The organism is Algimonas porphyrae (assembly GCF_041429795.1).
Taxonomy (GTDB): Bacteria; Pseudomonadota; Alphaproteobacteria; order Caulobacterales; family Maricaulaceae; genus Litorimonas; species Litorimonas porphyrae.
In genome coordinates this window covers 1627254-1651516 of the sequence record NZ_CP163424.1, presented here as the reverse complement: position 1 = coordinate 1651516, position 24263 = coordinate 1627254, and the positions used below count along the sequence as shown (strand labels likewise).

The 24263-nt window shown below is 59.7% G+C and carries 24 protein-coding genes; 3 read left to right on the top strand and 21 right to left on the bottom strand.

Annotation, left to right across the window (positions count from 1 at the left end; genetic code table 11):
* Positions 1-15: 15 nt before the first annotated feature.
* From hfq to dusB, 8 genes are all read right to left on the bottom strand, one after another.
* Positions 16-270, bottom strand: coding sequence for an RNA chaperone Hfq (gene hfq, locus AB6B39_RS07995; RefSeq protein WP_284369121.1), 255 nt, complete (start codon positions 268-270; stop codon positions 16-18).
* Positions 271-456: 186 nt separating this feature from the next.
* Positions 457-1890, bottom strand: a complete 1434-nt coding sequence (locus tag AB6B39_RS07990) for a TrkH family potassium uptake protein (protein ID WP_371398493.1) — start codon at positions 1888-1890, stop codon at positions 457-459.
* Between the two features lie 54 nt (positions 1891-1944).
* Positions 1945-3318, bottom strand: coding sequence for a Trk system potassium transporter TrkA (trkA, locus tag AB6B39_RS07985; protein ID WP_284369123.1), 1374 nt, complete (start codon positions 3316-3318; stop codon positions 1945-1947).
* Between the two features lie 37 nt (positions 3319-3355).
* Positions 3356-4783: a sigma-54-dependent transcriptional regulator gene (locus AB6B39_RS07980; protein WP_371398492.1), complete on the bottom strand. Its 1428-nt coding sequence runs from the start codon at positions 4781-4783 to the stop codon at positions 3356-3358.
* Entirely contained in the window at positions 4780-7050 is a 2271-nt protein-coding gene (locus AB6B39_RS07975; protein WP_284369125.1) for a sensor histidine kinase, read from the bottom strand. Before AB6B39_RS07975 ends, AB6B39_RS07980 begins: the two co-directional genes overlap by 4 nt.
* A gap of 106 nt (positions 7051-7156) precedes the next feature.
* Entirely contained in the window at positions 7157-8470 is a 1314-nt protein-coding gene (locus tag AB6B39_RS07970) for a sigma-54-dependent transcriptional regulator (RefSeq protein WP_284369126.1), read from the bottom strand.
* Entirely contained in the window at positions 8467-9510 is a 1044-nt protein-coding gene (locus tag AB6B39_RS07965; protein ID WP_284369127.1) for a two-component system sensor histidine kinase NtrB, read from the bottom strand. Before AB6B39_RS07965 ends, AB6B39_RS07970 begins: the two co-directional genes overlap by 4 nt.
* Complete coding sequence (gene dusB, locus AB6B39_RS07960; protein ID WP_284369128.1) at positions 9507-10502, bottom strand: tRNA dihydrouridine synthase DusB; 996 nt, start codon at positions 10500-10502, stop codon at positions 9507-9509. Before dusB ends, AB6B39_RS07965 begins: the two co-directional genes overlap by 4 nt.
* 62 nt (positions 10503-10564) lie before the next feature.
* Between dusB and AB6B39_RS07955 the strand changes: the two genes are divergently transcribed.
* Both AB6B39_RS07955 and AB6B39_RS07950 read left to right on the top strand, forming a co-directional pair.
* Positions 10565-11698: a bifunctional 2-C-methyl-D-erythritol 4-phosphate cytidylyltransferase/2-C-methyl-D-erythritol 2,4-cyclodiphosphate synthase gene (locus AB6B39_RS07955; protein WP_284369129.1), complete on the top strand. Its 1134-nt coding sequence runs from the start codon at positions 10565-10567 to the stop codon at positions 11696-11698.
* Positions 11695-12198: a CinA family protein gene (locus AB6B39_RS07950; RefSeq protein ID WP_284369130.1), complete on the top strand. Its 504-nt coding sequence runs from the start codon at positions 11695-11697 to the stop codon at positions 12196-12198. Before AB6B39_RS07955 ends, AB6B39_RS07950 begins: the two co-directional genes overlap by 4 nt.
* On the opposite strand, the gene AB6B39_RS07945 is transcribed toward AB6B39_RS07950, so the two are convergent.
* Genes AB6B39_RS07945 through AB6B39_RS07935 form a run of 3 tightly spaced genes read right to left on the bottom strand, consistent with a single transcriptional unit; the run spans position 12173 to position 14668 of the window.
* Positions 12173-12700 carry a type II toxin-antitoxin system RatA family toxin gene (locus AB6B39_RS07945; protein ID WP_284369131.1) on the bottom strand — a complete coding sequence of 176 codons (528 nt, stop codon included), beginning with the start codon at positions 12698-12700 and terminating at the stop codon, positions 12173-12175. The two genes, AB6B39_RS07950 and AB6B39_RS07945, sit on opposite strands and share 26 nt — an antisense overlap.
* Positions 12700-13650, bottom strand: a complete 951-nt coding sequence (lipA, locus tag AB6B39_RS07940; RefSeq protein WP_284369132.1) for a lipoyl synthase — start codon at positions 13648-13650, stop codon at positions 12700-12702. The genes AB6B39_RS07945 and lipA overlap by 1 nt, the downstream gene beginning before the upstream one ends.
* A gap of 55 nt (positions 13651-13705) precedes the next feature.
* Entirely contained in the window at positions 13706-14668 is a 963-nt protein-coding gene (locus tag AB6B39_RS07935; RefSeq protein WP_284369133.1) for an oxidoreductase, read from the bottom strand.
* Positions 14669-14775: 107 nt separating this feature from the next.
* On the opposite strand from AB6B39_RS07935, the gene AB6B39_RS07930 reads away from it, so the two are divergent.
* Complete coding sequence (locus tag AB6B39_RS07930; RefSeq protein ID WP_284369134.1) at positions 14776-15894, top strand: acyltransferase family protein; 1119 nt, start codon at positions 14776-14778, stop codon at positions 15892-15894.
* On the opposite strand, the gene lpdA is transcribed toward AB6B39_RS07930, so the two are convergent.
* From lpdA to pdhA, 10 genes are all read right to left on the bottom strand, one after another.
* Positions 15891-17276: a dihydrolipoyl dehydrogenase gene (gene lpdA / locus AB6B39_RS07925; RefSeq protein WP_284369135.1), complete on the bottom strand. Its 1386-nt coding sequence runs from the start codon at positions 17274-17276 to the stop codon at positions 15891-15893. The genes AB6B39_RS07930 and lpdA overlap by 4 nt on opposite strands.
* A gap of 183 nt (positions 17277-17459) precedes the next feature.
* Positions 17460-18062 carry a hypothetical protein gene (locus tag AB6B39_RS07920; RefSeq protein WP_284369136.1) on the bottom strand — a complete coding sequence of 201 codons (603 nt, stop codon included), beginning with the start codon at positions 18060-18062 and terminating at the stop codon, positions 17460-17462.
* Between the two features lie 107 nt (positions 18063-18169).
* Positions 18170-19519, bottom strand: coding sequence for a pyruvate dehydrogenase complex dihydrolipoamide acetyltransferase (locus AB6B39_RS07915; protein WP_284369137.1), 1350 nt, complete (start codon positions 19517-19519; stop codon positions 18170-18172).
* Positions 19509-19850, bottom strand: coding sequence for a DUF2834 domain-containing protein (locus AB6B39_RS07910; protein WP_284369138.1), 342 nt, complete (start codon positions 19848-19850; stop codon positions 19509-19511). Before AB6B39_RS07910 ends, AB6B39_RS07915 begins: the two co-directional genes overlap by 11 nt.
* A gap of 2 nt (positions 19851-19852) precedes the next feature.
* Positions 19853-20341 (bottom strand): nuclear transport factor 2 family protein, encoded by a 489-nt coding sequence (locus AB6B39_RS07905; protein ID WP_284369139.1) that lies wholly within the window; start codon positions 20339-20341, stop codon positions 19853-19855.
* 48 nt (positions 20342-20389) lie between these two features.
* On the bottom strand, positions 20390-21790 hold the full coding sequence (locus AB6B39_RS07900) for a pyruvate dehydrogenase complex E1 component subunit beta (RefSeq protein ID WP_284369140.1): 1401 nt from the start codon (positions 21788-21790) through the stop codon (positions 20390-20392).
* Positions 21790-22191, bottom strand: a complete 402-nt coding sequence (locus AB6B39_RS07895) for an MAPEG family protein (protein ID WP_284369141.1) — start codon at positions 22189-22191, stop codon at positions 21790-21792. Before AB6B39_RS07895 ends, AB6B39_RS07900 begins: the two co-directional genes overlap by 1 nt.
* A complete protein-coding gene (locus AB6B39_RS07890) occupies positions 22191-22679 on the bottom strand; it encodes a DUF3291 domain-containing protein (protein ID WP_284369142.1) in 489 nt (162 codons plus the stop codon). Before AB6B39_RS07890 ends, AB6B39_RS07895 begins: the two co-directional genes overlap by 1 nt.
* Positions 22680-23165 carry a DUF6794 domain-containing protein gene (locus tag AB6B39_RS07885; protein ID WP_284369143.1) on the bottom strand — a complete coding sequence of 162 codons (486 nt, stop codon included), beginning with the start codon at positions 23163-23165 and terminating at the stop codon, positions 22680-22682. It abuts the gene before it with no gap.
* A complete protein-coding gene (gene pdhA, locus AB6B39_RS07880; RefSeq protein ID WP_371398491.1) occupies positions 23166-24188 on the bottom strand; it encodes a pyruvate dehydrogenase (acetyl-transferring) E1 component subunit alpha in 1023 nt (340 codons plus the stop codon). It lies immediately after the preceding gene.
* Positions 24189-24263: the final 75 nt, after the last annotated feature.

Sequence of the window (24263 nt, the reverse complement as noted above, 5' to 3'; positions counted from 1 at the left end):
GGTCTCGCTTTGAGGTTAGTCCAGATCGTCTTCATCATCCGCATTGGGATCGTGCAATGGCACGGGCCCGGACGGCATGATGGTGCTGATGGCATGCTTATAGACGAGCTGAGAGCTGCCGTCGCGGCGCAGCAGCACACAGAAACTATCGAACCAGGTGACGACGCCTTGTAACTTGACGCCGTTTACCAGGAAAATCGTCAAGGGCATCTTGGATTTGCGTACCGCATTCAGGAACGTATCCTGAAGATTCTGCTTTCGGTCTGCCATTCGCCTACTCCTGCGATCCAGTCGGCCCGAACATTCAATGAGCCCGTTTCTTATTGGCCTCACCTCAGACGGGTTCGGCATTCCACAACTGCGCGCTGCATAACTCTGCCCCTCATAAAGGCAAACCCATAAAGCGTCATGGGCTGAGAAGAATTGACAAGGAACACATCCCGTCGTCCATCGCCTCTATTGCTGCCAGTTTGCTGGAATAAGCAGCGACAGGGCGACCAGAACTTCCACCCGCCCGATCAGCATCAATCCGCCAGACACGATCATCTGCAAGCCATTGAAATCCTGATAGCGCAGTCCCGATGCGGGAAGCGTCATATCCAGTAGCGGCCCCATATTGGAGAGGCTGGCTGCCGACGTCGCGAGCGAGTCCTGCAGATTCAGGCCGCTCGCCGCCAGCGCCAGCGCCCCGACGGCGAAACAGAGCGAATAGCCGAAGAAATACATCCAGATCGACAGAAATTCATCGTCGCCGATGGCGCTACTGCGAAACTCGATCGGCTTGACGCGGGATGGATGTGACAGGCGCGCCATGTCGGTTCCAAGATGACGAAACAGCAGCAATAACCGGATCACCTTGATGCCGCCCGCCGTCGAAAGGGCGGAGCCGCCGATCAGCGCCACAGCAATCAGGACCGGGGCCGGCACCATGTCGATACTGATCACGTCATAGCGGTAGCCCGCAGAACTAGCGAAAAAGATGGCGTCCAGAAGACCGGCCCCGAGTGAGCTCAGTTCGGCGAATATGACCGTCAGGATAACCAGCCCGGCCGCAATGCCAAGCAAGCCCCGATGTTCGACGTGAACGATCAGCTTCAGGAACTGACGGAACCGGCGGATCCGCATAAAATCCCACAGGATCGAGACGTTGAAAGCCCCGAACAGGCAGAGCAGCGCCAGAATGATGGCGGCAAACGGGTTCAGCACATTGGATATCGGCCCGACAAAAGGTTGCAACCCGCCCGTGCTGATGCCGGACAGGGCCAGGCAGAGCGCTGTGAAGGCTTCGGTTCCGGCCATAACCATCAGCACGAAGGCGACCAGAGCCAGAAACAGATAGATCGCCCCGACCAGACGCCCGATCCGGATCATTTTCGGAAAAAGTTCGCCGGTGCGGAAAGTGAACAGGCCGGATCGATGGATGCCTGTCCCTGTCAGGTTCAGCGCCGCGAGAATGACAACGGCAAAGGTCGCCGCGCTGACCCCGCCGAAAAATTGCAGAAAGGCGCGCCAGAACAGCAACGTATCTGACAGACTGTCCGGATCGAGCGTGCTCGCCCCTGTCGTCGTCATTGTGGACACGCCCTCGAACAGAGCCGTACCGATCGACGGCGTGCCCCCCAAAACATAAAAGGGCATCGCGCAGACAAGCGGCACGACACTCCAGAACAGCATCAAAAACAGGATTGCGCCAGATGCGCTTTCGCGACTGGTCGTGCGGAAGCTGGCGGTCAGCATGAGGGCCCCGACCAGCCCCGACAGGATGGCGAGGGAGAGCATCAAACCGGCTTCGCGTAGTTCCAGCATAAGCAGGCCGACGCAGGCAGCGATCGCCATGAAGGTCGCGCTGACCAGTAGCGCGTAACCCAGCCACAGCAGAATGCGCAGCATACCCATAGGTTAGACGGCCTGCCGACGGTCGGAGACGGTCCGCGCGGTCACAGCTCAGTACAGCTCGACACCGACGCGGAACAGCGCTTCGATGTCGCGCAGGGCGGCGCGTTCCGCCAGCAGGACGACCCGATCGCCCTCTTTCAGCATCAAGGTCGGTTCCGGCATCATCACCTTGCCGTCACGGACGATCGCGCCGATGGCCACGCCGTCGTCGATGCCGGCTTCGCGCAATGTCTTACCCGCAAAGATCGAGGTTTCCATGACCTCGCCTTCCAGGACTTCGGCTTCGCCCTGATTGAGCATGTAGACGTCGAGAATGCGGCCACGGCGGACATGCCGAAGGATGGATGATACGGTAGATGCGCGCGGATCGATGATCATGTCGATATCCAGATCACGCTGCAATTCCTGCATCGGACGTTCGTTCAGAAGGGCGATCGTGTGGCGAGCGCCGAGTTTTTTGCCGAGAATGGATGACAGAATATTAGTCTTGTCGTCATCCGTCAGACAGATCAGCATATCGGCTTTGCCGGACCCGGCCTCTTCCTGAACATCGGCATTCATGGCGTCGCCGTGCAGAATGACGGTACGCGGCAATTCCGTCGCGGCGATCTCGGCCCGTTCCTTATTGGCTTCGATGACGCGAACACGGACCCCCGACTGATCTTCCAGCGCCCGCGCGACATAGGTTCCGATACTGCCGCCCCCAATAATGACCACATGCCGCGCTTTGGCCTCGCGGGTACCGACGACTTCGAGCAGGCGCGTCGCATGCTCGGCCCGGGTTACGAAATAGGCGTCATCACCGACTTCAAGGGGATCGTCCGGGTTGGGCGCAAAGAGCTGCCCGTCGCGACGAATACCGACGATCGCGGCGTGCAAGCCCGTGAACAGGTCCGGGATCTGGCGGATGGGCGTATCAATGATGGGGCAGTCCTCGCCAATGCGGACGCCCAGAAACTGGACCAGGCCGTCTGCAAACGGGACGACATTGAACGCGCCGGGCGTCGAAAGGCGGCGCAGGATAGCCTTGCCGATCTCGATCTCAGGCGAGATGATGATATCGATCGGCATGTTTTCGCGCGAATAGAGGTCGTTATACTGCGCTTCGAGATAGGCCTGGGCGCGTACGCGCGCGACTTTAGTCGGGACATCGAACAGGGAGTGGGCGATCTGACAGGCCACCATATTGACTTCGTCATATTGGGTCACGGCGATGATCATGTCGGCATTTTCGATACCGGCGCGCACCAGAATATCCGGATGAGAGCCGTGACCGACGACGCCGCGCACATCCAGGTCCGTCGTGATCTGACGGATCAGATCCGCAGACGTGTCGACAATTGTCACCGTATTGTTTTCAACCGCCAGACGTGTCGCCAGACCATAGCCGACACGGCCAGCACCGCAGATGATCACACGCATGAACGGGCCTCGTCTGTGCGACGGTCATTAACGCCGCCTAGCTGTCGGCGTCCGCCTGTGCGGCAGAAGTACCGCTGCTCGTGTTCAAGCCTAGCGACTTGAGTTTGCGATGCAAGGCCGATCGCTCCATCCCGACAAATGTGGCTGTGCGTGAAATATTGCCGCCAAAACGGTCAATTTGCGCCTGCAGATATTGCCGTTCGAAATGTTCGCGGGCGTCGCGCAGGGTCAGGGCGATCATGCGTTCGCTATCGTCCGGCCCCTGCCCCCCGCGCACGACGGACACTTCCGGTGGCAGGGTCGACAAGGTGATCGGTTGCGTCGGATCGCCTGTCGCCAGGATCAGCAGCCGTTCGACATTGTTACGCAACTGCCGGACATTGCCGGGCCAGTCATGGGCCTGCAGCGCTGCCATCGCGTCCGGTCCGATCTGACGCCTCGGCAGCCCGGTCGAAGAGGCCAGCTGCCCGATGAAATGATCGACCAGCAACGGAATATCGTCGCGGCGCTCGCACAAAGACGGCGCTTCGAGCGGCATGACATTGAGACGGTGAAACAGATCCTCACGGAACCGGCCCAGATTGACCAGCTCCGAAAGATCGCGGGAACTGGATGTGATGACCCGAACATCGACCTGCACATCGTCGCGACCGCCGATCCGCTGAAACCGCTGCTCGACCAGAAGGCGAAGTAGTTTTCCCTGCGTTTCCAAGGGCATGTCAGCCACTTCGTCCAGATAGAGCGTGCCCTTATGGGCGCGCTCCAGCAGGCCGGATTTCTCTACCCCGTCAACGCCTTCGACGCCGAAAAGCTCTTCTTCGACCCGTTCAGGGACCATGGAGGCGGCATTGACGGCCTTGAAGGGTCCTGCGGCGCGGTTGCTCTGCCGGTGAATCAGCCGGGCAATCAGCTCCTTTCCCGTTCCCGACGCGCCTGAAATCAGCACACGGGAATTGGTCGAGGCGATTCGCATGATCTTCTGCCGCAACTGCGCGATATGCGGACTGTCCCCGATCAGCGTGTCATCGGACGGGGCCTTGCCCTTGAGTTCGCGATTTTCCTGCCGGAGCCGTGCGGCTTCGAGCGCGCGCGTGACTGTGACGATCAGCTTGTCGGCCTTGAACGGTTTGACGATGTAATCGTAGGCCCCCTTGCGGATAGCCGAAACAGCTGTCTCCACCGTGCCGTGACCGCTGATGATGATGACTGGCAGGTGCGGCGAGCTTTGCTTGAGCATGTCGAGCAATTCGATCCCGTCCATCGAGCTGCCCTTGAGCCAGACATCGAGGATAACGAGTGTCGGCGCGCGGGCGCGCACGGCAGCGAGCGCCTCATCCGAGGTGCTGGCCTCGCGCGTTTCATGCCCCTCATCCTGCAAGATACCTGCAATCAGAGACCGAATATCAGCCTCGTCTTCGACGATCAGAATATCCTGTTGGCAAATCGGTCTGGCGGTCATGGTCATTCGGCTGCGGTCTCCTGCAAAATCTCGGCGGTTTCGAGCGCCAGGGTCACGACGACCTGCGCGCCGCGTTTTCCATCGCTGCGGTTCGATAAGGCGATCGTTCCGGCATGGTCTTCGACAATGCGCTTGACGATCGGCAGACCCAGCCCGGTTCCGCCTTCACGGGTCGTCACATAAGGTTCGAGCAGGCGGTCAATATCGGCCATAGGCCAACCCGGCCCATTGTCCCGAACGATGATCTCGACGGTATCGCCCTCAATATGGATCGCCGTATCGATGTGAGGCTTGTAGCTCTCGTCGCGATGGTCGGCCTCGCGCAGAACGGCTTCGGACGCATTCTTGTAGATATTTGTCAGGGCCTGCGTCAGCAGGCGCTCATCGCCGCGCGTTGGCAATTCCGCCGGCCAGGCCTTGTTGCGCTTGAAGCTGATATCTGGAAACGCCACACCCTGTTCGAACAGAACGTCGGCCAGAATGTTGGTCAGATCGACGGATTCGAACTCCGGCTGTGGCATCTGTGCGAAGGCGGAAAAGGCATCGACCATGCGCTCGAGCGAGCCGACTTGGCGAATGATGGTCTGCGTACAACTGTCGAACACGTCGCGGTCTTCGGTCAGCACACGACCATATTTGCGCGACAGCCGCTCAGCCGATAGCTGGATCGGCGTCAGCGGGTTTTTGATTTCATGCGCGATGCGCCGGGCGACTTCGCGCCAGGCGGACTGGCGTTGAGCAGCGACAAGACGGGTCATATCGTCAAACGTCACAACCCAGCCCGTATCGCTTCGCGCCCCGCGGTAGCTTGCCACGCGCAGATCCAGATTGATCGAGCCGGCATTGGAGTCATAGGCGATTTGATCTTCCGCCGTATTGGTCACACTTTCGCGTGCCCTGGCAAAAGCCGGGGCGAATTCGGGCAGCAGCTCCGTGATCGGTCGGTCGAGCGCCGCTTCGGCAGACAGACCGAGGAGGCGTTCCGCCGATGCATTGATCAGCGTAATGCGTCCACTTTCCGTCAGACCGAGAACGCCAGCGCGCACGCCGGACAGCACGGCTTCGGAGAACTGACGACGCTGTTCGGACACATCATGCTCCCGGATCAACTCATCGCGCTGATTGTTGAGCTGCTGGGTCATGCGGTTGAACGCGCCACCCAGATCGGAAATCTCGCCCCATTCGCCTGACACGTTGACGCGCGCCGTCATGTCGCCTCCGCGCACGCGTTCTGCAGCGGCGATCAGCACGGAGAGCGGCTCGATAATGCGGTTGGCAAGAACCAGCCCCAGCCAGATGGCCGCAATCAAGAGCAGCATGGCGGTTTCGATAAAGGTCAGGGCAAAAATCCGGTTCATCCGGGACAGATTGGCCGTGAACGCGTCGATCTGCGCGGAGGCTTCATCGATGCCACGAATATTGGACAGAACTTCGGACGATGATTGCAGTCGCCGCCCCGCATAGAGCAGCGTGTCGCTGCCCGCATTCAGTCGCACTAGCGAGATCAGATAGTTAGTCTCGTCATTTTGCAGAAATTGCGGCGATGTCGATGTAATCCCGCGCAGCAGGCTCGGACGCGGCACTTCGAAGGTGGGCGCGCGCGGTCCCACGGCTTGCGCCAGCACCTGACCATCGTCGCGCAGCAGGATCAACGCATCCAGATCGCGAATCCGGGCAATGAGCTTCAATTCCGCCGTGACCGAAATCCGGTCGCCCAGCTGAAAATTCCGTTCCGCAAGTGTCTGGCGCACAAGGCTGGCATCAGATGCGAGTTGCGAGATTTCCTGATCGCGATAATCGCTCAGGACTGTCCGCGCCCCTTCCATGTTCTTTTGTACATCTGACCCGAACAGACCGGAAATATTCTGCGTGATCAGCGAGGCCGAAAACGCCCCGATAATGATCGCGGGCAGCAGCGCGGCGAAACTGAAGATGATGACGAAACGGCGATGCAGGAGCGGCGCAGCGTCGCCCCGGTCCGGCACAAATAATGTCTTGCGCACGCGGTAGCCGAGAAACAGCGCCAGACCGATGATCAACACCATATTGGCCTGCAGCATCGTATAGGCCGTCTCGACCATCGTTTCGTCGGGATTGAAGCTCAGCAGTGCGCCCAGAATGGTCAGAACTGTGGCAGACACGAAGAAGACGCCAAACATGGCGGATCGGGTAACACGCGGCAAACGACCGCCTTGCGGTGATGGGACAGGCCGTGTCCGGTCTCGGCTGGAGCGGGTAAAAGCGGGGTCAGCTGCGACGATAAGGTCCGTCATGTTGCCTCAGCTTCGCCATGCGCACGCCAACCGCCGCACTTCACTGTTGCATGATTACACCAGTGTGACCTATTTTCAACACATCAATGCAAAGCGTTGAAACGCCCTATTGAAGATCCAGCGATTTCAGGCGTGTCCGCAGCGTATTGCGGTGAATACCGAGACGATCCGCCGCCTTGGCGCGGTTCCCGCCCGTCACGCGCAGCGCTTCCGTGATCAGCGGTCTTTCGATCCAGGCCATGGCGGTCTGATAGTGCGATCCGCCCTCTTCTGCGTCCGGACCATCGAGCAAAGCCCGGCAGGCCAGCGATAATTGCCGGTCGAAGCGATCAACACCGTCAGCATCGTCGCGCCCGGACCGGATATCCTTCGAGAACTCCTGCAGGACCATGTCGGCGGAAATGACATCATCAGAATAGAGCACAGCCAGACGGCGCACGATGTTTTCCAGCTCTCGGACATTGCCGACCCATTCATGGCGGTGCAGCACCTCCAGTGCGTCGGTCGAAAAACGACGCGATCGCGACGGGCTCGCCTGCGACAGAAAGGCTTCGGCCAGTTCGACCGTATCGCGGTCCCTGTCGGCCAATGGCGGAATACGGATTTCCGCCACATTGATCCGGAACAGCAGATCGTCGCGGAAATGGCCCGTTTCGACCTCTTCTCGCAGGTCCTTGCGCGTGGCGCAGATGACACGCGGGCGGTCCGCCGCCGGGATCAGCTCACTTTCGGTCAGGAACGCCAATAGCCGTTCCTGCTGGGCCTGAGATAGCTCCGCGACTTCATCGATATAGAGATCACCGCCATTGACCTTCTGCAGGGTCAGCGAGGTGTTGTCGAAATCGGCCGTGCGCATGAAAGGCCGGTCCTTGCGCGGACCGCCATCATGAAGCAGCCGCGCCACCAGATCCTTACCCGTTCCGACCGGCCCCTGAATGAGTACGGGTAGATTGGCTGCCGCGAAACGCGATACGGCTCGGAAAACAGGTTGCATAGCCGACGATCGACCGATCATGGGCAGGCTGCGCGTCTGCGACGCCTTACTGCGACGCGGGCTCACAGTCTGCCCGGCGCGCGCCACCGCGCTGGTGATTTCGTCCAGATCGAATGGCTTGGGTACATATTCGAAGACGCGGTGCTGCCCGGATTTCAGCGCCGTATTGACCGTATTGTTGGCGGAAATCACAATGATGGGCAGTTTGGGACGTTTTTCCGCAATCGTCGGCAGATGTTCGAACACTTCGCGACCGTCCATCATTACATCGGTCAGGATGATGTCGCCATGCCCGGCTTCGGCCCATTTGAGCAATGTCTGCGCATTGTCTGTCGCCCGGACAGAATGACCCGCACGTGTGAGGGCTTTGCTCAGGACAAGCCGGATACTGTCATCGTCATCGGCCAGTAGCACGTCATATTTCATGAGGCAGTCTCCGTATTATCCGGGAGGAGAATGGAAAAAGTGGTTCGACCGGGGCGCGAGCGCACCTCGACCAGGCCGCCATGCGCTTTCGCGACCTTGGAGACGAGCGCGAGCCCCAGCCCCTGCCCGTCCGGCTTGGTCGAAACAAAGGGTTGAAAGATATGGTCCTGAAAATCGTCGGAAATGCCGGGGCCATTATCCGTCACATTGATCTGGATCGGCAAATGTCGCCCCTGCCCGCCATCTTCGGCGACACCTGTCACGCCCGTCCGGAAACTGGTGGAGAGTTCGATTTCCGGATTTTCGGTTTCGCTCAGAGCGTCCTGCGCATTGCGGATCAGGTTCAATATGGCCTGCATCAGCGTGTCCGCATCACCCGCCGCATGTGGCAAGGACGGATCATAGCGTTCCGTGAAGATCAGGCGCGGCTCCGCTGATTGCACGATCCGGCGCGCAGATCGCAGCACCGTATGAATATTGACCGAGTCCAGATGATCGGGATCCTGATCGCCGAGCGTTTCCATACGGTCCGCCAGACGCCGGATGCGATCAATTTCCGATCCGATCAGCGTCAGCAGAGCCTTGCCTTCCTGTGACGGTACATCGTCATGCAGAAGTTGCGCGGCCCCCTTGATCCCGGCCAGCGGGTTCTTGAGCTCATGCGCAATCATCCGCCCCATGCCGGACACGACCGGGCCGCCCATCTGGCTTGAGCGCGGGCGTGGCCCGGCGAGCCAGAAGGACAGACCCTGAAAGCCGCCTTCGACCGGGTAGACCGTCGTATGGCATGTGAGCGATGCACCGTTCGGTAAAGTCGCTGAACAGCCCCGCGTCGTCAGTGGCGCGTCCAGCGCGGCAGACTTTTCCAGCTGCTCGGCCAGACCGGGATCCGTCTTGATCACGTCACAGATCAGCCGGCCCCGCATCTTCTTCAGGCTGTCGCCCGTCCATTCCTGCGCCGCCAGATTGGCAAAGACGACGCGCCGATCTTCCAGCTGGAACATGGGAAACGGCCAGTCTTCGATCAGGCTCGCGCTCATGCCGCGTCCTTTCGCGAGTCATCGAACAGATCGGAAAGGAGCGCCCTGACCTCGTTCGGATCATCCGAGCGCGCCAGATGCGTGCGGACCGGATCATCATCGGACAGACCCGCCTCAGCCGCATATCCGACCAGATGTTTGCGCGCGACGCGAACCCCTTTACGTTCGGGGTAGAAGGCGAGAATTGCATCGTAATGTGCCAATGCGATAGCCGACTTCTCCGCTCCCGGCAGAGGCGGCCTGTCTGCCGTCCCATCGACCGCGCACATGATCGGCGCCAACGCCCAGGGACGTCCGATCAGGGAGCGCCCGACCATCACCCCGTCTGCGCCCGACTCCGCCATCGCTGCGAGCGCAGACGCGCCGTCCGTAATGTCACCATTGACAAAAAGAGGCACGCTGACGGCTTCGCGGGTCGCCCGGACTGCGGCCCAGTCGGCCTGCCCTGTGTAGAACTGGCAGCGTGTGCGGCCATGCACCGTGATCGCGACGGCCCCGGCCTGAACGGCATCTGTCGCGATCTGCGGCGCGTTGAGGCTGTCATCATCCCAGCCAAGGCGCATCTTGACGGTGACGGGACACTCGACAGCGGCCACGACGGATGAGACGATGTCGCGGGCGAGTTCGGGTTCGCGCATCAGGGCAGAACCGCTCATCCCAGTTACCACCTTACGCGCCGGACAGCCGAAATTGATGTCGATCAGCTCCGCCCCTGCCGCTTCCAGCTTTCGCGCGCCCTCCGCCATCCAGTGCGGGTCTCGCCCGACCAGCTGTACCGCCATGGGTTTGATGTCGGCGCCGCCTGCTGCCCGCGCGACATTTTCCGGATCATCCTTGGCCAGGCCTTCGCCCGCAATCATTTCGGACACGACGGCCCCGGGCGCAAAGCGCGAGAGGATACGTCGGAAAGGCAGATCGGTCACACCCGACATGGGCGCGACGAGAACACGCGACCGCAAGGCCAGCTTGCCGATATGCACAGGGTTTGGCATCAGGCGATCCCTAGCCGAGCGTTCCATCACGCACAATATTTCAGCATCGGAGAGACTGCCCTGTGACCGACCGCGCACTTATTTTGGTCGCCGCTGGTCGCGGACAGCGCGCCGGTGGTGAATTACCAAAACAATACAGAGATATAGCTGGAAAACCACTGCTGGCCTGGACGATGGATAATGCATCACAGACAGCTCTGTTCGATCGAATCATCCTAGTCGTGGCTGCGAATGACAGCTGGGCTGCTGATCTGCCGGGGGATGCGATCCGCGTGACCGGCGGTGCAACGCGTACGGCATCTGTCCGAGCCGGGCTGGACGCATTGCGCGAAAGCCCGCCTGCACAGGTTTTCATCCATGATGGGGCGCGTCCCTTTATCGATCGCGATCTGATCCAGCCGTTGATCGACGCGCTGACAACGCATGACGGAGCCGTTCCCGCTCTCGCCATCGCCGATGCCTTGAAAAGCGATGATTTCACTCCGGTCGACCGGGACAGATTGCGCCGCGTACAGACACCGCAAGCCTTTGATTATGCCAAGATCAAGGCCGCCTATGACGCCCTGCCCGCCGACGCATCGGCCCATGACGATATCGCCGTGGCGCGGGAGGCCGGGCTCACTCTCGCATTCACGCCGGGATCAGAGCGTAATTTCAAGGTGACGTGGCCGGATGACTTCGCCAAAGCGGACGCCATGCTCTCACCCCGTAAACTGACGATAACCGGATCGGGCTTTGACGTCCATAAGCTTGAGAAAAGCGAAGCGCCGCTCTGGCTCTGCGGCGTCGAAATCGATAGCCCATACACGCTGGTCGGTCATTCGGATGCCGATGTCGGGCTTCACGCCATCACCGACGCTCTGCTCGGCGCAATTGCGCAAGGCGATATAGGCGATCACTTCCCGCCGTCTGATCCACAGTGGAAAGGCGCAGCGTCGGACCGGTTTCTGGCGCATGCGGTGACGCTGGCTAGGGAACACGGCGCAACGCTCCGCCATGTCGACCTGACGATCATCTGCGAGCATCCCAAGATCAAACCCTATCGCGCGGCCATGCGTGACCGCGTGGCGGCCATCACCGGACTTCCGCTCGGCCGGGTATCGATCAAGGCGACGACGACCGAGACGCTGGGCTTTACCGGACGGAGAGAAGGCATTGCGGCGCAGGCGCTGGCTACCGTGGAGATCAAGGCATGACCGATCCAATTCTGGCCGACATTTTCCGCCTGTCCAAACATGTGCTGACCAAAGCGAACCATCGCGGCCTGACGATCGGTGTTGCGGAGAGCTGCACCGGGGGACTGCTAGGTGCGGCCATTACCGCCATGCCCGGCAGTTCATCCGTATTTCAAGGCGGCTTCCTGACCTATTCCAACGCCCTGAAGGTGAAGTTGCTGGGCGTTTCTGCGAGCACGCTGAAGCAGCATGGCGCAGTCAGCGAGGAAACGGCGCGTCAGATGGCGCTGGGCGCGAAAGACAGGTTAGACGTCGATCTGGCGATTTCGATCACAGGTATTGCCGGTCCCGGCGGCGGCACGGCAGCAAAGCCGGTCGGCACGGTCTGTTTCGGCCTGGCGACACAGGACAGTATCGAAACCGAAACGCAGCTTTTTGACGATCTCAGCCGCAACCGCGTCCGCGATCAGGCCGTGATGCATGCGCTGAGAATGCTCAGACGAGCGGCGGAGCGAAGATAAGGCGCTGATCCAGCCCCAGCTTGGCAACCTCATCCGTCAGGATCAGCGGATTGATACTGCCGACCCGGTCGCAGTGATCCATCGCCTGTTCGACGAACACGTTGCGGATAATGACTTTCGCCTTGTCGAATTTCTGCCGCAGCAGTGATTCCAGCGGAAACATCAGCCGGACATCGACTTCGAAATCGACCAGCGTCGATCCATCCGACAATTCATGAAATTTCCAGCGATTATGGAGCTTTTTGACCGGACCGCCAGATTTGGCCTTTTCGACCCGGACCGTGCGCGCGTCTGGGTCGATCGTGATACGCGATGCGAATGTCTCGACGATGCCCTTGAAATTGATCATCGCTTCGGCCTCGAACCCGTCCGGCAAATCCTTCGTCTTGCGCAAGGCCGACATGGCCGGGATGAAATCCGGATAGCGCTCCACCTCCGTGACGAGGCTCATGACGCAGTCCGGACAATGCGGTACTCTTTCGAGAAAGCGCGTGCTCGGCATCAGACCCCCAGCTTCGCGTCGCGAGCGGCACGAAGCTGCGCAAAATCGCTGTCGGCGTGATAGGATGAACGCGTCAGCGGGCTGGCCGACACCATCAGAAAGCCTTTGGCCCGGGCAATCGTCTCATAGGCCTTGAACTCTTCAGGTGTGACGAACCGTTCCAGCTTGGCATGGCGGCGGGTCGGTTGCAGATACTGACCAATGGTCAGGAAATCGATGCCAGCCGAGCGCATATCGTCCATGACCTGCATGACCTCTTCCTTGGTCTCGCCGAGGCCAACCATCAGGCCCGATTTTGTGAACTGGCTCGGATCACGATCCTTCACCTTTTCCAGCAGGCGCAGCGAGTGAAAATAGCGCGCGCCGGGGCGGATGGACAGATAGAGGCGCGGCACAGTTTCGAGATTGTGATTGAACACATCCGGGCGTGCATCGATCACGGCATTGGGTGCATCACCCTTGCGCAGAAAATCGGGCGTGAGAATTTCGATTGTCGTACCGGGAGACGTCGCCCGGATCGCATGAATGACGTCGACGAAATGCTGCGCCCCACCATCCGCCAGATCGTCACGGTCCACCGACGTAATCACCACATGTTTCAGGTTCATTTCCTGAACCGCTTCGGCGATCTTGGCGGGTTCCTGCTGATCCACCGCCTGCGGCAGACCGGTCGCGACATTGCAGAAAGCGCAGGCGCGCGTACAGACTTCGCCGAGGATCATGAAGGTCGCGTGCGACTTTTCCCAGCACTCGCCGATATTCGGACAGGCCGCCTCTTCGCAGACGGTCACAAGACCCTTGTCCTTCACGATCTTGCGGGTTTCGGCGTAACCTTTCGATGTCGGGGCCTTGACCCGGATCCATTTCGGCTTGCGCAGCACTTCGGTCTCCGGCCTGTTGGCCTTCTCCGGATGTCGCGGACGGTTTTTCAGATCGATCAGCGTGGCCATAGATCCCGCTAACTGGCGCGCCTGAGCGCGATTCACAAGAGGCGAATGCGCATCCCTACCCTGCGTTTGGCAGGACGCTCTCCCAATAGAAATCCACCAACGCTTCGCTTTGCACCCAGAGATTTGCAGCCTTGTCTTCGTTCAGTGCCTTGGGATGAACCGCGGAATCGCCGACCGGACCGCGCGCATCCTGCCAGCCTGTCGGACCGTAATAGCCGCCGGGTGCCGCCGCCGGATCGGTTGCGGCCAGCACAGTCGGATAGGACCCATATTCGGCAGGCTGTGCCATCAGCACGTTGAGCGGCTTATAAAGCAGGTTCAACACACCTGTGGGTCCGGTATTTTGTAGCTCCGTATTCGAATAGCCGGGATGAACGGCATAAGCCGTCACGGAGCTGCCCGCCGCGTCCAGACGCCGCTGCAACTCGAATGCATAGACGATGTTGGCGAGTTTGCTTTGCCCATAGGCAATGGTCGGCGTGTAGCCGCCATTCGCATACATCAGGTCTTTCAGGTTCAACCGCCCGAATTTGTGCGCGATGGAGCTGACGACAACGATTCGCCCATCCGCCGCCTCGACCAGCGGGTAGAGCAAACCATTGAGCAGAAAATGGCCGAGATGATTGGTGCCGAGCTGCAACTCGAAGCCGTCCTTCGTGGTCAGTTCGGGTGTCTGCATTATGCCGGCATTATTGACCAGCACATCGACCCTGTCCGTGAGTGTAGCGACAGATTTCGCCGCGGCCTGGATCGATGCCATGTCGGCCAGATCGAGAATGACGAGCCGAGCTGTCCCGCCGCCGATCGCATTGACGGCATCGACCGCCGCCTGCCCTTTGGCTTCGCTGCGCGCGCAAAGCAGAATGTCCGCGCCTTTTCCGGCCAGTATTTTCGCCGCCTGCAGTCCGATGCCAGAATTACCGCCGGTAATCAGAACCGTTTTGCCGGTCTGGTCACCAACCCGGTCGGGCGTCCACCCCCGTTTGATGCTGTTGTGAATGGGTTTTGGCTTGTTCATGCGCCCGCCTTAACCCTCTATTGACCATAGAACAATCTATCGATGGCGAACGCTGTGTTGTGCGTTTTTTAACGCAGGATCGGTAGGTTTCGCCCGTGGAACCGACCATGGACATATCACGCAAACGCTTCGGTCGGCCCGTTTCCATCCGGGATGGCCACGATAACTTCTTCACGCCGCTCCGCTTGCTGTTCGCATTGCTGGTCGTCATCGGTCACGCCTATGCCGTCGGCAAAGGAAGCCCGGATGCAGAGCCGCAACTCTTCCTGAGCTACACATTCAGTTACATGGCGGTGAACCTGTTCTTCATCACCAGCGGCTTTCTGGTCACGAAATCCATGCTCTATCGCGGCGATCCGACCCTGTTCACCGCGTCTCGCCTGATCAGGATCTACCCGGCACTGATCGTGCATGTGCTTTTCGTTGTCTTCATCGTCGGCACCTTCATGTCCGATCTGCCGCTCTGGGCCTATCTCAGCCATCCGGACGTACTGTCGCAGCCGATCCGCGTGCTGAGCTTTTTCAATACGGATATGATCCTGCCCGGCGTTTTTGCGGATAATGGCGAACCCTATGCTTCAGCGCCCTTATGGACGCTTCGCTTTGAAATGCTCTGCTATATCGGGACCGTTCTGGCCTTCACCCTGGGTCTGATGCGGCGCAAATGGATGTTGCTGGCACAATTCGTCGTCCCATCCATCATCTGGATCGTCGGACAGCAGTCCGGGACGTTCGAACATTTGCCGGCATCCCTCGAGAACATGATCCGTTTCGCCATCGCCTATGGCCTCGGCACAGCGATCTATGCCTATCGTGACCGGATCACCGTGTCGCTCTGGATGATCCCGGCGCTTGCCCTTCTGTGCTGGCTCATCCGCGATATCGAGGCGGTCGAAGTCACGATGAACCTGATGCTGGCAGCCTTCGTGATGTGGGCGGCATTTCTGCATGCCCCGCGTTTCGATGCGCTGAAACGCCTCCCGGACATGTCATACGGGCTCTACATCTATCATTGGGTCATTCTGCAGACCGCCATGGCGCTCTGGCCGGGCCTGAGCGTGATCGCACTATTCGCGATCGCACTGCCGATAACGCTCGGCCTTGCCTGGCTGTCCTGGATCTGGATCGAGAAACCGGCTCTGGCGCGCAAAGGTCCTTTCAGTGACTGGTTGCGCTTTGGGCGCGAACCCAAACCCTTCGACCGGAATGCCGTGCTGATCGACTAGAAGTGGATCGTCCGGTCAAAGGCCGACAATGTGGCTTCGTGCATCATCTCTGAAAGCGTCGGATGCGGGAACACCGTTTCGATCAGCTCATGCTCCGTCGTTTCCAGCGTCTGCGCGATGGCGTAGCCCTGGATCAGTTCCGTCACTTCCGCGCCGATCATATGCGCACCGAGCAGTTCGCCCGTTTTCGCGTCGAAGACGGTTTTGACGAACCCTTCAGGCTCGCCCAGCGCAATCGCCTTGCCATTGCCGATGAAGGGGAACTTGCCGGTTTTCACGTCGAAGCCCGCCTCTTCGGCCTGCGCTTCGGTATGACCGACGGACGCGACCTGGGGATGGCAGTAGGTGCAGCCCGGAATCCGGTTCGGATCCAGCGGATGCGGGTTCTGGCCCGCAATCTTCTCGATGCAAATAATGCCTTCATGTGACGCCTTGTGCGCGAGCCAGGGCGGCCCGGTTACATCGCCAATTGCATAAAGCCCCGGCACGCCAGTTCCTGAAAATTCATCGATCTGAATGTGGGTCCGGTCGATTTTGACGCCCAGCTCTTCCAGTCCCATATCCTCGACATTGCCGACGATCCCGACAGCCAGGATGACCCGGTCGAATTCTGCGGTTTCTTCTTTTCCATCCTTCGTAAACGTCGCGGTCACGGCGGATTTTCCGGTCTTGATCGACGCTTGCGTATTGAGACGGAATGACAGCCCGCGCTTTTCAAACTGCTTCTGGGCGAAAGCCGAGACTTCAGCGTCCTCGGCCGGCAGGATACGGTCCATCATTTCCACGACCGTCGTCTTGGCGCCGAAAGCAGAGAAGAAGCTGGCAAATTCCATGCCGATCGCACCGGAGCCGATAACCAGCAGACGGTCCGGAATCGTATCGGGAACCATGGCTTCGCGAGCCGTCCAGATGAACTGTCCGTCCGGTTCGAGTCCGGCCTGCGGAATCACCCGCGCGCGGGCGCCGGATGCGACGATGACATGCTCAGCCGTATAGTCCTTGCCATCCACGGTGACGATAGGCGCAGGCTCGCCGGACTTGAGCGTGGCATGTCCCGCAATCACTGTGATCTTGTTCTTCTTCATCAGATGCTTGACGCCAGCGGAGAGCTGCCCGGCAATATCGCGCGAGCGTTTGACGATCGCTTTCAGATCATAGCCCGTCTCGGCGCTCAGCCCGTAAGCCTTGGCATGCTGCATATTCTCGTAGATTTCAGCGGAGCGCAGCATCGCCTTGGTCGGGATGCAGCCCCAGTTCAGACATACGCCGCCCAGTTCCGCCTTCTCGACGATAGCGACTTTCAGTCCGAGCTGACTGCCGCGAATGGCGGTCACATAACCGCCCGGGCCGGATCCGATAATGATGACGTCGAAATCTGACATGGTTCACTCCAGCCCTTCAGGATCTTGCCCGCACGGCGTTTCCGCAATTCCGGGGCATTCCAGCACGTTACGGGGCAGCCCGTAGCCAATCCCGACCTAAGCATGCACCCCGTAGCGTGCAAGGGAGATATGAAATGGTGAGGGGGCCAGCACAGACATCGCTCAGGCGGGTCGCGAAAGAGACTACTCGTCGCGGGTGGCGGCGCGAATAATTTCCAGACGGATCGGATCCGTCAGAGGCTCGATTTCGACCTGTTCCAGAATGGCGAATGCCTCCTGCATCCGGCCTGCGCGGGCGTGACTGATGCCGATCCGCTGCCGCGCCGTATCGCGCAGCTCTGGCGCGGACAGGCGGCCTGCCACATTCATCGCATCCCGGTAGCGTTCATCCTGCAGCGCCCAGTCAAGCAATGTCAGATAGGCATCGTCGCGCATATCGACGAGCTCAAGCGCGCCGGCCTGCGCGACAAGAATGTCGAAGTCCGTGGCTTTGCGGGGCTTCGGTGCGTCCGGCGATGGCCGCTCATCCCGGTCCGTCGCTGGAGTGTCCGTCGCCAGTGTGTCCGTCCCGGCAGCCGGACGCTCATCGGCATCAGACGACGGCGAGTCCGTCCCGTTCAGCCGGTAATGCTCCGTCCCAGGCGGTGTGTCGCGCTCCATAGTCGCGCTCGGCACGGCAGACGGCACGCCGCGCGGCTGCAAATTCTGGGCGTCCAGACTGTAATAGACAGCGCCAGCCGCCAGAAGCGCCGCGATCAAACCCGCTGTCAGAAATTTCAGCACCATGGCTGGCTCCGGCTCAACTCAAGCCCCTCAAGTCACAGGATAGGGCGTGACGAGTCTCTGCTCAACCGCACTCGCTTGTCAGGCGAAAAGCCCTGCAGCAGCATCGTCTACAGCATCATTGTGAGGGGATTCTGGATCAGTCCCTTGAAGTGCTGCAGCCAGCGCGCGCCGGCAGCCCCGTCGACGACGCGATGATCGCAGGTCAGCGTTACTGTCATCATCGTCGCAATGGCGAGCGCGCCGTCTTTGACGACGGGACGCGGTTCGCCCGCCCCCACGGACAGAATCATGCCGTGCGGCTCATTGATGATGGAGCCGAATTCGCGAATGCCGAACATGCCGAGATTGGAGATGGAGAAGCTGCCGCCCTGATATTCCTGCGGTTTGAGTTTCCCGTCGCGCGCTCGGCCCGCCAGATCCTTCATTTCGCTGGAAATGACGGACAGACCCTTATTTTCAGCCTGACGCACGATCGGCGTGATCAAGCCCTTTTCCGACGCAACCGCGACGGCGACATCGGCATTGTGATGATAAGCGATGCCGTCTTCCGTATAGCTCGCGTTGGATTCCGGCACGGCCTTGAGGCTGAGCGCACAGGCCCGGATAAGCATGTCGTTGACGCTGATCTTGATCCCTTCGGGGGCCTGCCCGTTCAGTTCCTTGCGCATGGCCAGCAGCGCGTCGATTTCGCAATCGACGGTCAGCGGGAAATCCGGCACATTGACGTTAGACGAGGTCAGACGGCGGGCAATCACCTTCTGCACACCGTCCAGAGGTTCCAAGCGGTAGCTTTCCGGCGCGATCCCCATTTTAGTGAGGGTTTCCGCTCCGCCACCACGCGGCAGGCCGACTTCTGTCGTCGTCGCGGGGGCTGGCTCAGGTTTCGCATCCGGTTGAGGCGTTGGTCGAGCCGATGGCTGAGGCGCGGCTTGCGCGGACTCGACATCCGCCTTCACAATCCGTCCGTTCGGGCCAGAGCCCGTAATAGAGGCCAGATCAAGCCCAGCTTGCTCGGCCATACGCTTGGCGAGAGGGCTTGCGAAAATGCGCTCCTCATTGCCGGACGAGGCTCCGGCAACAGGTGCGGAGGAGGGCTGATCTGATGATCTGTCCCCGGCGTCCACTGCCGGTGTCTCCTTCGGCTGCTCTTTTGCGTCTGAGTGCGACGCAGAGCCTCCACCCGCGCTATACCCATCCAGTGCGCTCGCATCCTCGCCGTCTTCAAGCAGGATCGCGATCGGTGCGTTGACCTTCACGCCTTCAGAACCCGCTTCGACCAAGATACGTGCGACCGTGCCTTCATCGACGGCTTCGACTTCCATCGTCGCCTTGTCGGTCTCGATCTCTGCCAGCACGTCACCGGAATTGACCGTGTCGCCTTCCTTGACCATCCAGGTGGCAAGCGTGCCTTCCTCCATCGTCGGAGACAGGGCGGGCATGAGGACTTCAATGGGCATTGTTCGCCTTTGATTTCAATGTTCGCATCCGCAGGATCAGATAGAGCCCGAACCCGACGGCCACGCCCGGCACAAGACCGAGCGCAATACAGATCCAGCCATACTTAACCTGTAATGTCTGGCGTTCATAGAGAATCCAGACGCTCAAGATGACCCAGCACAGGATCGCATCCCACGCATAGCCCGACGCATACGGATTGACGAAGCCCGACAGGGCCGCTCCGACCGGATCAAAATCCGCTGTGAGCGCGGGCATGACCATGGCGGCGAAAATCGCCGTGAACAGTAGCGCGACTGCGCCCACCATGATCTCAAACCCGCGCGCCGACATGGCTAGGGCATTTGCCGGATGAAGACTTTGGACGCGATTTCCCATTGGCCGTCGATCTTCACCAGCGTCAGCGCATCATAGAAACGATCAGTGGAGCGGAACAAGACGGTCGCGATCCGACCATCCGCGACATCAATGCTCATGATTTCGCCGTCGCGAGGTTCCGCATCCGGATTGGGATTGCGCGACCAGTTCTTCACCACTTCGCTCATTTTCGGCCAGACGCGAAGATAGTCTTCGCCGTCATCATTGGTCGAAACGCCAAACATGGAGGCGTTATCATTGAAAGCGCGGTCGAGCCGCTTGAAACTGCCCTCACCCTGCCCTTCGAAATAATCCATGACTGCGGTTTTGATCTGCACGCGATCCGACAGGCTCGCACTCGTTTGGCCCGTATCGAGATCGAGCGACGTGTCCGTCGCCTGAATGCTGACGCAACCAGACAGAGCGAACAGGGCGCCTGTAATCAGAACAGTTTTCGTAAAGCGCATGAGGGTCTCCTTTAAGTCATGCAAGCCGCTGGCACGCGGCGGTGGGGTTCAGTTTTTATAACAAACAGCCTTCGCTGCCTTCACCACATCTTCCGTTCCGGGAAGGCTGAGCGCCTCCAGGTTCGCCGCGTAGGGCAGCGGTACGTCTTTCTGGAACACACGCGCGGGTGGGGCGTCGAGATAGTCGAAAGCTTCGTCCACGACGCGGGCGGCGATTTCGGCGCCGATCCCGTGCTGGCCCCAGCCTTCCTCGGCGCAGACGATGCGGTTTGTTTTCTTTACACTTTCGATCACTGTGTCCGTGTCGAGCGGGCGCAGGGTCCGCATATCAATCACTTCGGCATCGATCCCGTCCTGGGCCAGAATATCGGCGGCTTCGAGGGCGAATTTCACCATGCGGCTTTGCGCCGTGATGGTCACGTCCGTTCCTTTCCGGCGCACCTTCGCCTTGCCGATCGGGATCACGAAATCATCCATGTCGGGGACATCGAAGCTTTCGCCGTAGAGAAGTTCATGCTCAAGAAAGACGACCGGATTGGGGTCGCGGATCGCCGCCTTCAGTAGCCCCTTGGCATCGGCGGCATCATAGGGTGCAATCACGCGCAAGCCCGGCACATGGGCATACCAGGAGCCATAGTCCTGACTGTGCTGCGCACCGACGCGGGACGCCGCTCCGTTGGGGCCGCGGAACACGATCGGACAGCGCATTTGCCCGCCGGACATATAGAGAGTCTTGGCTGCGGAGTTGATGATATGGTCGATCGCCTGCATGGCGAAGTTGAAGGTCATGAATTCGACGATGGGTTTCAGCCCGCCAAAGGCCGCGCCAACGCCGATGCCGGCAAAGCCATATTCGGTAATCGGCGTATCGACCACGCGGCGGCTGCCGAATTCCTGTAACAGTTCACGCGTGACCTTATAGGCACCCTGATATTCTGCGACCTCTTCGCCCATGACGAAAACGGTTTCGTCGCGCCGCATTTCCTCGGCCATGGCATCGCGCAACGCGTCGCGCACAGTCGTCTCGACCATCTTGATATTGGTTGGAATGTCAGGATCGTTGCCGACGGGTTTCCCGACCGGCGCCTGACCGTCCGAGCCGTCGCGGTTGGCATCCGCATTTTCAGGATGGGCCGGGCCGGTGCTGCCGGGCTTGTCATCGCCCGCATCATCGGGCGCGGGCGCGGACAGATCGTCTGAACTCTCGCCCTCTTCCAGCAGCTGCGCGATGACTGCGCCGACCTTCACGCCCTCGGACCCTTCGGCGACCAGCAGCTTGCCGATGGTGCCTTCATCGACGGCTTCGACCTCCATCGTCGCCTTATCGGTCTCGATCTCGGCCAGAATGTCACCACTCTGAACCGTGTCGCCTTCCTTCACCATCCACTTGGCGAGCGTCCCCTCCTCCATGGTCGGAGACAAAGCGGGCATCTGAATATCGATTGCCATTAGAGAGCGAGCTCCACGATAAAGAGAATGATACCGATCAGCGACACGAACCAAGCCAGCGTTCGCAGCCAGGGCGTGCCGAGATAATAGAAAATGGCAAAGGCCAATCGACCATAAAAGAACAGCATCGCGCCAAGCGCGGTCGTGACATTGAAGACATCCATATGGGCCGCGATCAGCACGAGCGGCACGAACATGATCATGCCCTCGGTGAAGTTGGCCTGCGCCCGTTTGGTCCGGCCATGAAAGGGCGACAGCCCTGTCGTCGGCAGGTCGTCGCGCGGCCCCACGAGTTCAGACACGCTGGCTTTTTTCGACACGGTCGCGGCCACCGCCTGCATGACGATCATGAAGAGGTAGAGCGCGACGGCAGAAAGGAGATAGTTGATTTCAGTCGGCATCAGGCACAGTCCTTCCGCCCCATGGGCGGCGTTATCGGGATTCCGGTTTCGTCGAAGGGCACGGTGAAGGAGAAGGCGTCAGGTGTCGGGCCTTTGACGCGAATCCGGTCGAGCTTCGCCTTTGCCTCATCGAGGTTCGGGATGTGACCATCCTCAACCCACCATAGCACCATATGCGTATCAATGGTCGGCGTGAACCAGTCCGCCTTGCCGCGCATGACCTTGGCGTGGGCGGTCTGATAGACAAACCCATACAGCGCCTCGACACTCTCCCAGACGCTCATATTGACCAGTGTCATCGGGCCATGGCCTTCCATGCGCAGGCTCAGTGCGCCGTCTTCCGGTCCGTCATCAACCATGCGCCAGACGAAGCCCGGCGCCCGGTCGGCCAGCGCATTGATGGCATCGATCCGCGATGTGAAACCGTGCATCTGCGGCTCATCCGTCTCGAACCGAGCGTCAGCGATATTGAGCTGGGCGAGCTTCATTTAGGTCTTACATTCCAGAGAGTTCTTATTAAAAGAGAATGCTTCGGCGGACGTTTCATCAGCTTCGGTGTCTTCCTGAGACCAATATGCCTGATAATAAGCCACTTGCTTGTCGAGCTGGATGTCACAATCGTTAAAGTAAAGCCAGTAACTGTCGATGATGATCCCACTCATATCATCAGGGTGCGATACGCCTAAATCCCTGAAATATTGGGATATGGGGGTATTTCCCGCCCAAAGCCCCCAACTGTTTCGGATCCCCGTTCCCCAACCAAAGTGATACATAGCCAGTTTGTCAAAAGAGCTATTCACGACCGTCTCGTGATCGTCCTCGGACAGATGAGACCTTAAGCACTCAAGCGCCTCCAATAGTGTTTGTGAGTTGCAGGATGCCTCGATTGCATCTTTCTTGCGCAGTTCCGCATCATCCGCAAAAGCATGACTTGGAGCGGCAATAACGACAGCGAGTGGCAGTAAAAACCTCACTCAGTCAGCCTCAATCAGCACATCCGTCCAGAGCTCTGACGGGTCGGGCTCCGGGCTTTCGATGGCGAAGTCGGCGGCTTCCTTGACGATGGCCTTGATTTCCTTGTCGATCTCTTTCAGCGCGTCTTCGTCGGCCCAGCCTTCACTGAGGATGCGCTTCTTGACGCCTTCGATCGGATCGCTCTCGTCGCAAGTCTTCGTCACTTCGTCGCGGGACCGGTACTTGGCCGGGTCGGACATGGAGTGGCCGCGATAGCGGTAGGTTTCCATCTCCAGAATCATCGGCCCCTTTCCCGCCCGGGCGTGATCGATCGCGTCCTGCGCCGCATCGCGCACAGCCAGCACGTCCATGCCGTTGACCAGCCTGCCTTCGATTTCGAAGCTGATGCCGCGCTTGAACAGTTCGGTCTCGGCGGACGCACGCTTGACACTTGTACCCATTGCATACTGATTGTTCTCGATCACGAACACGACCGGCAGGTCCCACAATTTGGCCATGTTGAAGGCCTCATAGACCTGGCCCTGATTGGACGCACCGTCGCCGAAGAAAGCGAGGCTGACGGCCTTGTTGTCGAGATATTGATTGGCGAAGGCGAGACCCGCGCCGATCGGCACTTGCGCGCCGACAATGCCGTGGCCGCCATAGAATTTCTTCTCGGTTGAGAACATGTGCATGCTCCCGCCCTTGCCCTTGGAATAGCCCGTGGCGCGCCCGGTCAGCTCGGCCATCACGCCTTTCGGCGTCATGTCCAGCGCCAGCATGTGACCATGATCGCGATAGCCAGTGATCATCTGGTCGCCATCCTGCATCGCGGCCTTGCAGCCCGTCACGACCGCTTCCTGGCCGATATAGAGGTGACAGAAACCGGCAATATGACCCATGCCGTAAAGCTGACCGGCCCGCTCCTCGAATCGCCGGATCAGAAGCATGTCCCGGTAATAGCCAAGGAGCTCGTCCTGATCCGTTTTCAGGACGGCGGGCTTCGTCTTGCGAGTCGTCTTTTTCGTGGTTTTGGCAGCCATTTAACACTCCGACAGCGCTGTCAGCGTCAATTCCCGGCACGAAGTACCGAACACACCGCGCTTCTTCACATGCCA